Below are 13,926 nucleotides of genomic sequence, written 5' to 3' on the forward strand. Positions count from 1 at the left end.
CTCGTAGCGCATCATCTCGCCTTGCCTCCTTGCGGAGACAACAACCGGCGCTCCCACATCCATCAGACACGGCCTAGCCCTTGATGAAGGCCAGCAGGTCCTTGTTGATGACGTCCTTGTTGACCGAGCACATGCCGTGGCTGAAGCCCGGGTAGACCTGGAGCTTCGAGCCCTTGACGAGCGTGGCCGTCAGCCGTCCGCCCCCGTCGATGGGGACGATCTGATCATCATCGCCATGCATCACCAGCGTGGGCACGTCGAACCGGGCCAGGTCCGCGCGGAAGTCGGTCTCCGAGAAGGCCTTGACGCAGTCGTATTCGGCCTTGAGGCCCGCCATCAGGCCTTGGAGGACGAAGCTCTCGCGGAGCCCCTCGGACACCTTCGCGCCGGGGCGGTTGAAGCCGTAGAACGCCAGGCTCAGCTCCTTGAAGAAGCTGGAGCGGTCCTTGCGCACGCCCGCGCGGATGCCGTCGAAGACCTCCAAAGGCAGTCCATTGGGGTGCCAGTCCGTCTTGATCATGATGGGCGGCACGGCGCTGATGAGCACCGCCCTGGCCACGCGCGAGGTGCCGTGGCGCCCGATGTAGCGCGCCACCTCGCCGCCGCCGGTCGAGTGGCCGACGTGGATGGCCTTGCGCAGGTCCAGCGCGGCCGTCAGCTCCGCGAGGTCGTCCGCATAGGTGTCCATGTCGTGCCCGCCCCAGGGCTGTGACGAGCGCCCGTGCCCTCGGCGGTCGTGGGCGATGGTGCGGTAGCCCTGTTCCGACAGGAACATCATCTGGTCCTCGAAAGCGTCGGACGAGAGCGGCCAGCCGTGTGAGAAGACAATGGGCTGGCCATTCCGGGGGCCCCAGTCCTTGAAGTAGAGCTGGGTGCCATCCCGAGTGGTGAGGAAGCTGCCCGAGATTCTTCCCACGTGCGAGGCGCCCGGCTTGTTTTCAGGGTTCATGTGTCTGTCCTTTGCTGTCGAGGAAGGCCCACCGCTCGCGACGGTATGCATCCCGGCGCGGGGCTGACATTGCCCGGCTCGACGAGCCCCGGGTCCGGAAGTGGAGTGGGGTCCGCCGACCGCTAACGGGGCCAGTCCCGCAGGAGCCGTTCGACGGTCTCCTGCCGGTCCCACGGCACCCGGCCGGTCAGCGTCATGCCCGCGTGCTCGATGCGGATCCGCCCCCGCGCCGACGCCCCCGGCAGGTGGCGCGAATCCACGCGGGTCCAGGCCGCGCCTCCGGTGGCCTCCACCACGCGCATCACGCAGTCGTCGAACTCCGCCTCCGGCAGCCAGCGCAGGGCGTCCAGCACCAGGTCGGAGTCGAACTTCCGCAGGGACGTCGGCTCCCCGGTGAGGGCCCGCAGGGCCTGCGGGCCCTTCCCTTCTGGAATGAAGGAGAGCCCCTGGGGACCCAGCACGCAGAAGCCCCGACGCCGCCCCAGCTTCGCGGGAAAGAGCGCCATGCGCTCCAAACGCACGCCCGACCGGGCCGCTCCGCGCAGGGGCGGCTGACGGTGCAACTCCACCAGCACGGCGACCGCCGTGGCCCCCTTCACCGAGCGCGCGCGAAGCACGCGGTCGCCCTCCACGAACAGCTCCTCCGACGACTCCAGCCGGACGCCGCCGTCGGGGATGGAGCCCAGGCGCACCCCCTGCAACGCCCCGAACAGCGGGTCCCACAGCAGCCGCTCACTGGTGAGCCGCAGCCGGCCCGAGCGCAGGAGCCGCGTCGACATGGGCGCCAGGGCGGTCAGCACGAAGAACGCCGCCACCGCCGGCTCGGCCCGAGCCGGCACGAGGAGCAGGAGCAGGAAGCAGAGCGCGGAGAGGATCCCCAGCCCCATGACCAGGCGCGGGGGCAGCTCCCACGTCGTCGGCACGGTCGCGAGGCCCGGGCCTGGACGTCGCCAGGTGTCGTCCTCGAAGACCAGCACCTCGCCCGGCTTCAGCGCCCAGGACTCGGGCCGCCGCACCTGGTCCTCCAGCCGCGTCAGCGCCTCCTCGAGCGACACCTCCGGGTGGGCCCTCCCCCACGCCCCCAACCTGCGCCGCGCGAGCCGGGTCAGCCGCTCACGCCGCGCCAACAGCTTCCGCGCCTCCCGCAACACCGGGGTGTCCTCGGCCCAGGACTCCAACGCCGCGCGACGGCGCACGCGCTCCAACGCCTCCGTCAGCGCCTCCTCCTGGGCCAGGAGCTCCGGCACCAGCTCCGGCCGCCGCAGCAACCGCCGCCGCCACCGCCAGTGGGACAGCACCTGCTCCAGCTCGGAATGCGAACGCCGCGCCGCCTCGAGGACCTCCGCGCGCCCTTCCAGCTGGCGCTCGGCGTCGGACCCGGCGGCGCGCGGCAGGACCGTGCTGGAACGGGGGCGTTCGGACATCACGCCGGCGAGCATAGTCCCGCGCGAACGCGACGTTCGCACCCGCGCGGTGAGCCCGCGCTCCCACCGCCGCTACTCTCCCGCCGGCTCCAGCTCCAATCGCTCGCACTGGAGCAGCACCGCCAGGGCCTCCGAGGCTTCGGAGGGCGATGGCGGGACGGCCTCGGGCCACGGCACGGAGGGCTGGTGCGGCGTTCCCTCCGATTCCTTCAGCAGCGCAAGCAGCTCCCGGGCCGGATCCCTGGGAAGCGCGGGCCCGTCCTGCGCGGGGCGTGGCGCGAAGGACGTGCCTTCCTCCAGGACCGGTGCCTCCGACGCGGCCTCTTCACAGGAGATGGCGGCGGCCCGGAGCAACATCGCGGGCGATGGCGAGCGCACCACCGTCATGGGCTCCGCGGGCAGCAGATCCTCCGGATCGAAGCCGAAGGGGATGGGGGGCGTCACCCTCGGCGGCGCGTCCCCGCTCCCCGCTTCCGGCCTCACCAGGGCGAACGTCTCCACGCCACTCAGACACCGCAGCGTGTTGAGCCGGGGCGTGGACGCCTCGGGGTTCACGGACGCCGGCGGAGGCCAGGAGAACCCCCGCTCCACGGAAGCCCCTCGCGTCGCCATGTCGGAGGGCGTCAGTCCTGGCGGCCACGCAGGCACCGGCAGCAGCGTCACCTCCGGCTCGCGCAGGGGCAGTGAGCGCACCCGCGCCCCACCCAACCCCGCCGCCATGGCGAGCGCCGCCGCATGCTCCGCCAGCACCCGCTCCGCCCAGACCTTCAACCACCGCGCCAGGGCCAGCACCCAGGCCACGTGGCGCCGCGCGCGAGGCAGCGCTCCCTCGGCCTCGGCTGACGTGGCGCCAGACATCCTCACCCCTCCTTCACCGGCATCCGGATGACCAGCGGGGCCGGCTCCGTGGCCAGCACCTCCGACGCCACCGACAGCACCTCTCCCTCCGCCCGCACCTCCAGGCTGCCCAATGACTCCACCGGGGGCAGGCTGGCGAAGCGGAAGTGCCCCTGCGCATCCGTGCGCGTACTCAATCGCAGGGCAGGCAAGGCCACCCACGCCCCCCCGATGGGCTCGTTCCCCGGCCCCACCACCTGCCCCAGCAGCGGCGCGGTCCCCTCCGGAGCATCCACCAACGACAGACACCTCACGCCCGCCAGGGGTTGCTCCTTGCGCACCTGCACGCGCAGGCGGAAGGAGGGACGCGGCACGGAGCGGAGCCCCGCCCAGAGCGCGGCCGGCACCGGACTCAGGTCCACCTCCAATTCCTTGTCACTCATGGCGGCGAAGACCAGATCGCCCAGCAGCCGGTGCGCGCGCTCCGGCGTCTCCGCCCCCACCGTCACCAGGTAGCAGACCGTGAAGCCCAGGGCCCCCCGCTTCCCGGCCCGGGTCGGGGGCGCGGGCCCCAGCTCCAGCAGGTAAAGGCAGACACCCCGGTCCAGGGACTCGCGATCGGGCACGCCCAGATACACGGGGGTCTCCGTGGCAATACGGCCCACCCACGCCTTCATGCGTAGATCGACTTCGTCGATCATCCCTTGGCCCCCCGGTTCCGGCCCCGCCGACCTCGCCGCCTCTTGCTTTCATCATACGCTCGCATCGCCAGGGATGTCTTGTCATCACCCGGCGGAGCGAACGGGACGTCAGTGATTGGACAGGCATTGCGCCGGCTCGCGGCCCCAGCGACGGCATCCCACCTGTCGGGAATCGGGCACTCCCACCGCCGCGCACCCTGGCACCCCGGAAACCCCGTACGGGATTCACGCGATCAGCTTCTCTTCCAGGGCACCTTCCGCGAAAGATGCACCTCAGGGCCGGCATTCACCGTGGAACTTTCATCATGACGATGGACTCCCCTTCTTTGAAACGACGACGCAGCTCGCTTCCTTCCTCCAGCCTCGGGCTGGGCTGCCTGGCGGTGCTGGGGCTGGCCAGCCCCGCGCTGGCGCAGGAGGACACGCCTTACAAGGTGGGCCTGCTGGTGGACGCGGGGGCCCCTCACGGCATCGGCGTGTCCGCGGTGGTGCGGCCCGCCTCGTGGCTGCGGCTCCAGGCGGGCCCCACCACCAACACGCTCAGCATCGGCGTGCGCGGCGGGGTGAGCATCCTCCCGATGGACACCTTCATCGCGCCGTCCTTCAACGCGGAGGTCGGGCACTACTTCGGTTCGGAGTACAGCGAGGTGCTGGACTGGCTGGGCCGCGACCCCAGCGCCACGGCGCAGGCCATCCGCGACGTCACCTACAACTACGTCACGGGCAGCGTGGGCCTGGAGGTGGGCACGAAGAGCCGCTTCAACTTCTTCCTGAACGTGGGCCTCAGCTACGTGGCGCTCACCGTGCCGGACCCCACGCCGCTCCTCCAGGACGCCGCCAATGACGACACCGTGACGTCGGGGCCCATGCACCTGCGCGCCACCATCCCGTCCGTGAAGCTGGGCTTCATCCTCTACTTCTTCTGAGCCAGGAGACCTTCAACCATGCGAACGCCATCCTTCCGCACCCTCCTGCTCGCCAGCGCCGTGTCCCTCTTCGGCACGGGCTGTGACTCCCTCTTCAACATCGAGGTGGAGGCCGAGCGCATCTGCAAGACGGAGAAGGACCTGTCCTTCCCGGCCGCCCTCCCGGGCAGCGCCAGCGTCCAGCAGTCCATCCAGATTCCGCTGGGCGACTTCTCCAGCGCGCTGCCCGACGACGCCGACGTGCGCACGGAGCTGCGGCTGAAGCTCTTCGACGCCACGGCCACCACCGACATCAGCGGCATCGAGCGCGCGAAGGTCTCCGTGCGCAAGCCGGGCTCCACGGACTACGTGCTCCTGGGCGAGTTCCGGCGCACCGGCACCAGCGGTCCCACGAACACGCTCGAGCTCACCGGCAGCGGCGCCGTGGACGTGCTGGACCTGGCGAAGCAGCAGGAGCTGGAGTTCCTCTTCGAGGCCAGCGGCTCCCTGCCCACGCAGTCGTGGAGCGCGGACATCGACGTCTGCATTGGCGCCAAGGCGAGCGCCAACTACTTCCACCTGCTGTTCTGAGACCTCCCCGTCCCGCCCCGGCGTCAGGACACCGGGGCGGGCGCGGCGGGCTGGATGCCCAGGTGTTCGTGGCGCGTGCCCAGCACGTGGTCGAAGAACGGATGCGTCACGCACCAGTTCGCGTCCGCCACGCGCCCCAGGTGGTGGTCGCACAGCCAGGGCACCTGCGCCCGAGCCCACGCCGGGTCCAGGTGCGCGCGGCGGTGCACGCGGTGGTAGTTGAACGCGCAGGCCCACACGGTGCCCACGAAGAACGGCGCCAGGGGGAACAGGGGCGCGTGCGCGAGCGCGAGCACCGTCAGCGCCGCCCGCTCCTTGAGCTCCGCGGCGCGCGTCCAGAGCGAGCGCAGGTACGCATCCGCGCACGGGGACGCCGCGAAGGCCGCGTGCGGCGGGGCGGACGCGTGGCGACGGCCCGGCGTCAGGTACCGGCGCAGGGCCCACTCCGCGAAGTTCGAATACGCCCACCCCAACGGGATGCCAATCATCACGCCCCCTCCCGCCTCCGCCCGCGTGACACCGGCAAGGGGGTGGCCACGGGCCCTCCCAGGGGCAACCGGGAAGCGGGTGCCAGTGCACAGCGCGAAGCGTCCGGGTGCGGCCGGTGACAGGGGCCGGCCCACGGGGGAGGTGTCCCAAGGAACAGGCTGGAAGTTGGACGGGGGCGCGAGGGGCCCTTAAGTGGGGACGGTGGGACGCAAGCGGGCCATGGGCGGCATCGACATTCCGGGATGGGCGTGGCTGGTGCCGTGCGCGCTGCTGCCGGTGGTGCTGCTCAACCTGGGCGTGGCCTGGCTGGGTGGAACGCAGGTGTCGCCCCTGTCCTTCTCCTTCCTCCAGACGAAGGCCCGCGCCCTGGGGGCGTACGTGGCGCACCGGCCGGCGTGCGTGCTGGACGAGCACCCGCCGCTGGAGCCGCTCATCGCGGAGGCGGAGCGCCGCCACGGGATTCCGCCAGGGCTCCTGAAGGCGCTCATCCAGGTGGAATCCGAGACGCGGGTGCACCGCATCTCGCCCGCGGGGGCGATGGGCCCCGGACAGCTGATGCCGGACACGGCGGCGCTGATGCGGGTGGAGGACCCCTTCGACCCCGCGCCTTCCGTGGACGCGAGCGGCCGCTACCTGGCGGAGCAGCTGCGCAGGTTCCGGAACGTGCCCCTGGCGGTGGCCGCGTACAACGCGGGGCCCGGCGCGGTGAACGGGCGCGTGCCGCACAACGGGGAGACGGAGTTCTACGTCGCCAAGGTGCTCGCGGCCTACGCGCGCACAAGGCCACCAGCGCCAGTGGTGGTGAAGCGTCCCGCCGTCGAGGCTCCGGTCAAGGCAGTGGAGCGCGCCGCCGTCAGCCAGGCCAGACCGCCAGCGCCCGTGAAGCGCCCCGCCGCGGAGGCACCCGCCAAGGCAGTGGAGCGCGCCGCCGTCACGCAGGCCGCCGCGAAGAAGGCCCGGCCGCCCGGCGCGGACGTGAAGCCGCCCGCCGCGCCGAAGGTGACGGCACCCGTGAAGAAGCCAGCGCCCCGGCCGGCCACCGGCGACAAGCCCCCCGCGAGGATCGCGTCCGCGACGAAGTAGCGTGGGCCCGAAGGGTCCGCTCCGGCCCCATGGCACGCCTCCTTCGCGGGGGACGGGCCAGCCTCAGCCCTTCCGGGAAGCCTGGAGGCCGCCCGCCGCGCCCGTGTCCATCCACACCTCCACGTCGCGGTGGAGCTGGAGGAAGGACGCCGGGCACCGGGGCGTCAGCGGCCCGTGCACCATCGCCGTCACCGCCGCCGCCTTGTTCACCCCGAACGCCAGCACCACCACCTTGCGCGCCTGGAGCACCGCCGCCATGCCCAGCGTCAGCGCCGCCATGGGCACGCGAGACGGATCATCCCCGAACGCCAGCACGTGCGACAGCCGCGTCTCCCGCGACAGGCGCGCGCGGTGGCTCATCGCCGTCAGCACCTCGCCGGGTTCGTTGAACGCGATGTGGCCATTGGGCCCCACCCCCAGCAGCAGCAAGTCCAACCCGCCCGCCGCCGCGAGCGCCGCGTCATAGCGCGCGCACTCACCCTCCGCGTCCGGCGCGCACCCGTCGAGGAAGTGGATCCGCTCCGTTGACAGATTCACATGCCGGAACAGGTGCCGGTCCATGTACGCGCGGAAGCTGCCCGCGTCCTCCGGCGGCAGGCCCAGGAACTCGTCCACGTTGAACGTGGTCGCCCGCGACAGGTCCAGCGCCCCCCGGGCCGCCAGCTCCACGAGACTCCGGTAGACGTTGAGGGGTGAGCGCCCCGTGACCAGCCCCAGCACCAGCTCCGGCGTGTGCCTCACGGCCTCGGCGATACGCGCCGCGCAGGTGGTGGCCGCCTCCTGCTCCGTTTCGAACACCCGTAGGTTCATGAGCCGGCCAGCATACGCCGCCCTCCCTGCCCCGGTCGCGCGCCCCCCAGCCCCAGCGTGCGTGCCGCCGCGCGGCAAGCCCCTCCGTCTTCGCGAATGACACGCGAGCCCCGTGGCGAATTGACAAGCACGGTCCCCCGCACGCCGGGGAGCCGGGAAGGGTTTCCCACGGGCATCCCGTGCAATCCGTCCTCACGCGTGGAGGCCGGGTCGCGCTAGAACCCAACCCATGAAAGTCGCCGTGCTCACCGGTGGCGGGGATTGCCCCGGCCTCAATGCGGTCATTCGCGCCATCGTCCGCCGTGCCAGCGAGCACGGCTTCGAGATGATGGGCCTGCGCGATGGATGGAAGGGCCTGCTGGACGACAACCACTTCCGCCTCACGCGGGAGACGACGTCCGGCATCCTCCACCGGGGTGGCACCATCCTGGGGACCTCGCGGGTCAACCCGTTCAAGGTGGAGAACGGCCTGGAGCGCGTGAAGCGCGCCATCGAGCGCAATGGCATCCACGCGGTCATCGCCATTGGCGGCGAGGGCACGCTGTCCGCCGCCACGCGCATGTCCCAGGAGGGCGTGCGCATCGTCGGCGTGCCCAAGACCATCGACAACGACCTCAACGGCACCGACTTCACCTTCGGCTTCGACACCGCGGTGTCCATCGCCACGGAGGCGGTGGACCGGCTGCACTCCACCGCGGAGTCGCACAAGCGCGTCATCGTCTGCGAGGTGATGGGCCGGCACGTCGGGTGGATCGCCACCTACGCGGGCATCGCGGGCGGCGCGGACGTCATCCTCGTCCCGGAGATTCCCGCCGACCTGGAGGCCGTCGCCCAGCACCTCCAGCGCCGCAACGCGGGGGGGCGCACCTTCTCCATCGTCGTGGTGGCGGAGGGCACGCGCATCAAGCTGTCCGCGGAGCAGAACGAACAGCTGGTCACCACCGGCGCCCTGGACGAAGCGGGCCGGCCGCGCCTGGGCGGCGTGGGCAACATCGTCGCCGCGGAGATTGAACGACGCACCGGCTTCGAGACGCGCGTCTCCGTGCTGGGCCACATCCAGCGCGGCGGCGCCCCCACGGCGCACGACCGGGTGCTCGCCACCCGGTTCGGCGTGCATGCGTGCGACATGGTCGCCCGCGGCGAGTTCGGCAAGATGGCCGCCCTGCGCGGCAACGACATCGTCAGCGAGCACCTCTCCGAGGCCACCCGCGAGCTCAAGCGCGTCCCCAAGGAGTTCTTCGAGGTCGCGCAGGTCTTCTTCGGCTGATGATGACGTGATGCGCCATGCCTGCTCCCACCCGGAGTGACAGGCATGGCGCCGCGCATCCGGTAGCATCCGCCCCTCAACGCCGAACGCGAAGGGATGGTGCCGATGCTCACCGGTCGCATGATGGACTTCCCTCTCACCCTGACGCACTTCCTGGAGCGCGCGCGCACGTACTACGCGGCGCAGGAGATCGTCAGCCGCAATCCGGACAAGTCCCTGCACCGCTACACGTACGCGGACTTCCACCGGCGCGTCAGCCAGCTGGCGAACGCGCTGACGCGGCTGGGGGTGAAGCCAGGGGACCGGGTGGCGTCGCTGAGCTGGAACCACCACCAGCACCTGGAGGTCTACATCGGGGTGCCGGCGATGGGCGCGGTGATGCACACGCTCAACCTGCGGCTGCACCCCAACGACCTGGCCTACATCGCGCGCCACGCGGAGGACATGGTGGTGGTGGTGGACCGCTCGCTCCTGCCGCTGGTGGAGAAGTTCGAGAAGGCGGCCGGCTGCATCAAGCACGTCATCGTCATCCCGGATGACGGCCCGGTGCCGGAGGGGCGGCTGGACTACGAGCAGCTGCTGGCGGCGGAGGAAGGCACCTTCGCCTTCCCCCGGCTGGATGAGAACAGCGCGGCGATGCTCTGCTACACGTCCGGGACGACGGGCAACCCGAAGGGGGTGCTCTACAGCCACCGCTCCATCGTGCTGCACACGCTGGTGTGCTGCCTGCCGGAGGTGCTGGGGCTGCGGGAGTCGGACACGGTGCTGGCGGTGGTGCCCATGTTCCACGCGGCGGCGTGGGGCCTGCCGTTCGACGCGCTGCTCACGGGTTCGAAGCAGGTGCTGCCCGGGCCGCACCTGGATCCCCAGTCGCTGCTGGAGCTGATGCAGGGCGAGCGGGTCACGGTGGCGGGCGGCGTGCCCACCATCTGGCTGGGCATCCTGGCGCAGCTGGACCGGGAGCCGGGCAGGTGGGACCTGAGCACGATGCGGCACATGGTGATTGGCGGCTCCGCGGCGCCGCCGGCGCTCATCGACGGGTTCCGCAAGCGCCACGGGCAGAACGTGCTGCACGCCTGGGGCATGACGGAGATGAACCCGGTGGGCACGCTCGCGCGGCTCAAGGGGGACCTGCGCACCGCCTCGCCGGAGGCGCAGCTGGAGGCATACGCGTCGCAGGGCTATTCGGTGCCCTTCGTGGAGACGCGCCACGTGAGCGACAGCGGCGAGGTGCTGCCCTGGGACGGCCAGGCGATGGGCGAGCTGGAGGTGCGCGGGCCCATGGTGGCGGCGTCCTACTTCGGCGACGAGGGCCAGGACCGCTTCACGAAGGACGGGTGGTTCAAGACGGGCGACGTGGTGACCATCGACCCGGCGGGCTACCTGCACATCACCGACCGCAGCAAGGACGTCATCAAGTCCGGCGGCGAGTGGATCAGCTCCGTGGCGCTGGAGAACGCGCTGATGTCGCACCCCAGCGTGCTGGAGGCGGCGGTGTTCGCGGGCCGGCACGCCAGGTGGGACGAACGGCCGCTGGCGGCGGTGGTGTTCAAGGCGGGGCAGCAGGCGACGAAGGAGGAGCTGACCGCGCACCTGGAGAAGCAGTTCGCGAAGTGGTGGCTGCCGGATGACTTCCTCTTCGTGTCCCAGATTCCGCGCACGTCGACGGGGAAGTTCCTGAAGATGAAGCTGCGGGAGGACTTCGGGGACCACCTGCTGAAGGCGCCTGTCGCGTCCTGAAAGCGCTGGCCACCTGACACTGGGAGTTGGCGGCTCGCGCTGGGGCGGGGCTGGGGGTAACGTCAGGGTGTGATGCCCTCCGTCCAACAGCTCCGCCCGTTCGCCTACGCGCCCGTGCAGGCCTTCCTGCAAGCCTCCGGCCCGGTGGTGCTCATCCAGCAGCCGCCAGAGCCGGTGTTCCAGCAGGTGGCGCTGCGGCTGGCGGAGGCGCGCACGGTGGGCATGGCGCACCGCTCGCGGCTGGTGGACCGGCTGCTGGTGATGCTCCAGGGGTTTGACGCGCTGGAGGTCCACTTCCTGGGGCCGGAGCGGGACGGGCAGGAGATGAAGGTGGGGCGCATGGACGGGTGCGCGCTGCTGGTGCACGACCCGTCGGTGTCGAAGCAGCACGCGGTGCTGCGCTGGCACGCGGCGCAGGGGTCGTGCTCGGTGATGGACCTGGGCTCCATGAACGGCACCTGGCTGAACGCCGGCGCGCTGGGCGAGGGCGAGGTGCGGATGCTCACGGACGGGGACGCGCTGTCCTTCGGGGACGCGCAGTTCCTGTACCTCCGGGCGGAGACGCTGCACTCGCACCTGCGGCTCGCCAGCCCCGGCGGCGGGCTGTGACGGGCGCCTCCCCGCGACTCCCCGGCTGAGACCCGGCGGGTCCAGGCAGGCAGCCAGCGACGGAGGACGGCGCGCTGTCAGGGGGTCCGTTATCCTCGGGCCTCCTCACACCGAGAGCGCGCACACGATGGGAAGGCTGCTGGTCCTGCTGTGGGTCTATCTGGGCGCTTACCTCGTGCTGCGCAGGTTGTGGCCCGCCGTCACCCGCGGCTGGCGCCAGGGCGTGCTCCTGGGCCTGATGGGCGTGGCGCTCGCGACCTGGCTGGTGCCCGCGCTGACGGGCTACGGCCTCCACCACACGCCGCCGCTCCTGGCGCCGCTGAAGCTGTTCGCCGTCGTCTGGAGCATCGCCGCGCTCCTGGTGATGCTGGCGGGCCTGCCCTTCCTGGTGCTGAAGCTGCGCGCCGAACGCCGCCAGCAGGCCGCGCCCCCGGGCGTCGACCTGGGGCGTCGCGACCTCCTGATGAAGGCCGGCCAGGCCGTGCCCGTGCTCGCCGTGGGCGCGAGCGGCGTGGGCGTCGTGGGTGGCAGCCTGGGCTTCACCGTGCGCGAGGTGGAGGTGAAGCTGCGCGGCCTCCCCGCCGCGCTCGACGGCTTCCGCATCGGGCAGATCACCGACGTCCACGTGGGCCCCTTCATCTCCCCGGAGTACCTGCGCGGCGCCGTGGAGGCGATGAACACCGCCGGAGTCGATCTCCAGGTGATGACGGGCGACCTCATCGACGACGTGAACCAGGTCGAGGAGACGATGGCCGCCCTCGCCTCCACGACGGCGCGCCACGGCATGCTCGCCATCCTGGGCAACCACGAGCACTGGCGCGGACTCGACGAGGTCCTGGGCGGCTATGAGCAGCTGGCCCGGCGCGGAGCCCCGGTGCGCCTGCTCGTGGACGAGGCCCACGTGCTGGAACACGGCGGCCAGCGCGTGCGCGTGGTGGGCGTGGACTTCCCCATCTCCAGCCGCGGCCGCGCCGGGCGCGACAGCCGCTGGAAGCAGTCCGCGGAGACGGCCTTCGCGGACGGCCACCCGGACGACGTGGTCCTCTGCCTCTCCCACCACCCGGACTTCTTCTCCTACGCCGCCGAGCGCGGCGCGCGCCTCACGCTCGCCGGCCACACCCACGGCGGCCAGGTGGCCCTCCTGGGGATTCCGCTGTTCGGCTTCGTCTTCAAGCACATGCTCGGCCGCTACCGCTTCCGCGACAGCCACCTGTACGTCTCCGGCGGCACGGGGCACTGGCTCCCCTTCCGCATCGGCATCCCCCCCGAGGTGACGCTGCTCACGCTGCGCAGCGCCTGAAACATCCCGACGCGTGCGGACTTCCGCCAACGCACCCCGCCAAAGGTCTCAACCCCAGCCGCCTTGTTTCACCGATTTTACGTGGAACATGTTTTATAGTATGTAAAACGTGTTTAGAACGAAGGGGCGGAATAATGAGAACCTTGAAGCAGTGGGCCTGCGTCGCGGGTGCGCTCTCGGTGTTGGCGGTGGGCTGTGGTCCGGAGGACTCGCCGTGGAACGACCCCACGAGCGGCCTCCAGGAGCTGGACAGCTGCAAGGGCGACAACAAGCTGGCGGATGGCGGCAAGTACTTCGTCAACAACAACTGGGGAGACATGGGGGTGCAGGACCAGGGGGGTTACACGGGCATCGACAACAGCAACCCCAATGACAAGGGCGTCATCGACGCGGAGAAGAAGGCCGCGGCGGCGCTGGATGGGGGCGGCTGTATCTACGGCGCGCACGGAGGCAATCCGGCCACCTGTGGAGGGCAGACGTCGGTGCAGGGCCTGCCCAACGACACGAGCCAGTCCATCTTCCACAACGAGTACCACCCGGAGTGCGGAGGCAAGCCGCTCATCCTGAGCGTCTGCTACTCCGGCGCGAAGGGCACCAACGGCTACCAGCCCATCGCGGCGGTCGTCAGCGGGAACTACAACGTCCCGCCCGAGAAGATCATGGCGTGCACGGGCACGGTGGCCCCGGGCGTCCCGATGCGGTGCTTTGGCACCATCGTGGATGGCAACGGCAAGGCCATTGGCGACCAGAAGGTGGGCGGCGTGGACTTCGTGCAGGTCCGCGGCGAGCCGGGGCCGAATGACATCGTCCGGTGCAAGCCGAACGACACGTGCCCGACGTGCACCCCGGACGCGGGCGTGGATGCCGGCGTGGACGCGGGCACCGACGGCGGGGTCCGTCCGGATGCAGGCGTGGACGCGGGCACCGTGGACGCGGGCACCGACGGCGGGGTCCGCCCGGATGCGGGCGTCGACGCGGGCGTGGATGCCGGCGTGGACGCGGGCACCGACGGCGGGGTCCGCCCGGATGCCGGCGTGGACGCGGGCACCGTGGACGCGGGGCCCCCGCCGTTCGACGCGGGCGTCATCATCCGCGACGCGGGCGTCATCGTCCTCAACGCGCACGCCGCGCGCTGACGGACGCGCGAGCAGCCCGGGCCCCGTTCCGCCTTGCTGGCGCGACGGGGCCCCACGGCCTGACGCACTCCCGGTCCCCCGAAGC

Annotated in this window: 14 protein-coding genes; 8 read left to right on the top strand and 6 right to left on the bottom strand. The window is 71.3% G+C overall.

The features are described from left to right. Window positions 1–73 precede the first annotated feature (73 nt). From GTY96_RS35315 to GTY96_RS35330, 4 genes are all read right to left on the bottom strand, one after another. Window positions 74–949, bottom strand: coding sequence for an alpha/beta fold hydrolase (locus GTY96_RS35315; RefSeq protein WP_143902349.1), 876 nt, complete (start codon window positions 947–949; stop codon window positions 74–76). 122 nt (window positions 950–1,071) lie between these two features. After that, window positions 1,072–2,373, bottom strand: a complete 1,302-nt coding sequence (locus GTY96_RS35320) for a hypothetical protein (RefSeq protein WP_143902351.1) — start codon at window positions 2,371–2,373, stop codon at window positions 1,072–1,074. A 72-nt stretch (window positions 2,374–2,445) separates the two neighbouring features. Next, on the bottom strand, window positions 2,446–3,231 hold the full coding sequence (locus tag GTY96_RS35325) for a hypothetical protein (protein ID WP_161667030.1): 786 nt from the start codon (window positions 3,229–3,231) through the stop codon (window positions 2,446–2,448). 2 nt (window positions 3,232–3,233) lie between these two features. Next, the gene (locus GTY96_RS35330) at window positions 3,234–3,911 is read right to left on the bottom strand and encodes a carboxypeptidase-like regulatory domain-containing protein (protein WP_161667031.1); all 678 of its coding nucleotides are present in this window, start codon (window positions 3,909–3,911) and stop codon (window positions 3,234–3,236) included. A gap of 305 nt (window positions 3,912–4,216) precedes the next feature. Between GTY96_RS35330 and GTY96_RS35335 the strand changes: the two genes are divergently transcribed. Beyond that, window positions 4,217–4,837 (top strand): hypothetical protein, encoded by a 621-nt coding sequence (locus GTY96_RS35335; RefSeq protein WP_143902357.1) that lies wholly within the window; start codon window positions 4,217–4,219, stop codon window positions 4,835–4,837. Window positions 4,838–4,855: 18 nt separating this feature from the next. Further along, the gene (locus GTY96_RS35340) at window positions 4,856–5,407 is read left to right on the top strand and encodes a hypothetical protein (protein ID WP_143902358.1); all 552 of its coding nucleotides are present in this window, start codon (window positions 4,856–4,858) and stop codon (window positions 5,405–5,407) included. A 23-nt stretch (window positions 5,408–5,430) separates the two neighbouring features. Here the strand turns inward: GTY96_RS35340 and GTY96_RS35345 are convergent, their stop codons facing one another. Further along, window positions 5,431–5,895 (bottom strand): hypothetical protein, encoded by a 465-nt coding sequence (locus tag GTY96_RS35345; RefSeq protein ID WP_143902360.1) that lies wholly within the window; start codon window positions 5,893–5,895, stop codon window positions 5,431–5,433. A gap of 202 nt (window positions 5,896–6,097) precedes the next feature. Between GTY96_RS35345 and GTY96_RS35350 the strand changes: the two genes are divergently transcribed. Then, on the top strand, window positions 6,098–6,979 hold the full coding sequence (locus GTY96_RS35350) for a lytic transglycosylase domain-containing protein (RefSeq protein WP_161667032.1): 882 nt from the start codon (window positions 6,098–6,100) through the stop codon (window positions 6,977–6,979). Between the two features lie 63 nt (window positions 6,980–7,042). On the opposite strand, the gene GTY96_RS35355 is transcribed toward GTY96_RS35350, so the two are convergent. Then, window positions 7,043–7,789, bottom strand: coding sequence for a glucosamine-6-phosphate deaminase (locus GTY96_RS35355; protein ID WP_161667033.1), 747 nt, complete (start codon window positions 7,787–7,789; stop codon window positions 7,043–7,045). Between the two features lie 229 nt (window positions 7,790–8,018). Between GTY96_RS35355 and GTY96_RS35360 the strand changes: the two genes are divergently transcribed. From GTY96_RS35360 to GTY96_RS35380, 5 genes are all read left to right on the top strand, one after another. After that, entirely contained in the window at window positions 8,019–9,056 is a 1,038-nt protein-coding gene (locus tag GTY96_RS35360; RefSeq protein ID WP_143902363.1) for a 6-phosphofructokinase, read from the top strand. Between the two features lie 105 nt (window positions 9,057–9,161). Further along, window positions 9,162–10,796, top strand: coding sequence for a long-chain fatty acid--CoA ligase (locus GTY96_RS35365; protein WP_161667034.1), 1,635 nt, complete (start codon window positions 9,162–9,164; stop codon window positions 10,794–10,796). 72 nt (window positions 10,797–10,868) lie between these two features. Continuing rightward, window positions 10,869–11,405 (top strand): FHA domain-containing protein, encoded by a 537-nt coding sequence (locus tag GTY96_RS35370; RefSeq protein WP_143902367.1) that lies wholly within the window; start codon window positions 10,869–10,871, stop codon window positions 11,403–11,405. A gap of 127 nt (window positions 11,406–11,532) precedes the next feature. After that, window positions 11,533–12,705, top strand: coding sequence for a metallophosphoesterase (locus tag GTY96_RS35375; protein WP_143902369.1), 1,173 nt, complete (start codon window positions 11,533–11,535; stop codon window positions 12,703–12,705). A 134-nt stretch (window positions 12,706–12,839) separates the two neighbouring features. Further along, window positions 12,840–13,841 (top strand): hypothetical protein, encoded by a 1,002-nt coding sequence (locus tag GTY96_RS35380; protein ID WP_161667035.1) that lies wholly within the window; start codon window positions 12,840–12,842, stop codon window positions 13,839–13,841. The last annotated feature ends 85 nt before the right edge of the window (window positions 13,842–13,926 follow it).

It is taken from the genome of Corallococcus silvisoli, from assembly GCF_009909145.1.
Taxonomy (GTDB): domain Bacteria; phylum Myxococcota; class Myxococcia; order Myxococcales; family Myxococcaceae; genus Corallococcus; species Corallococcus silvisoli.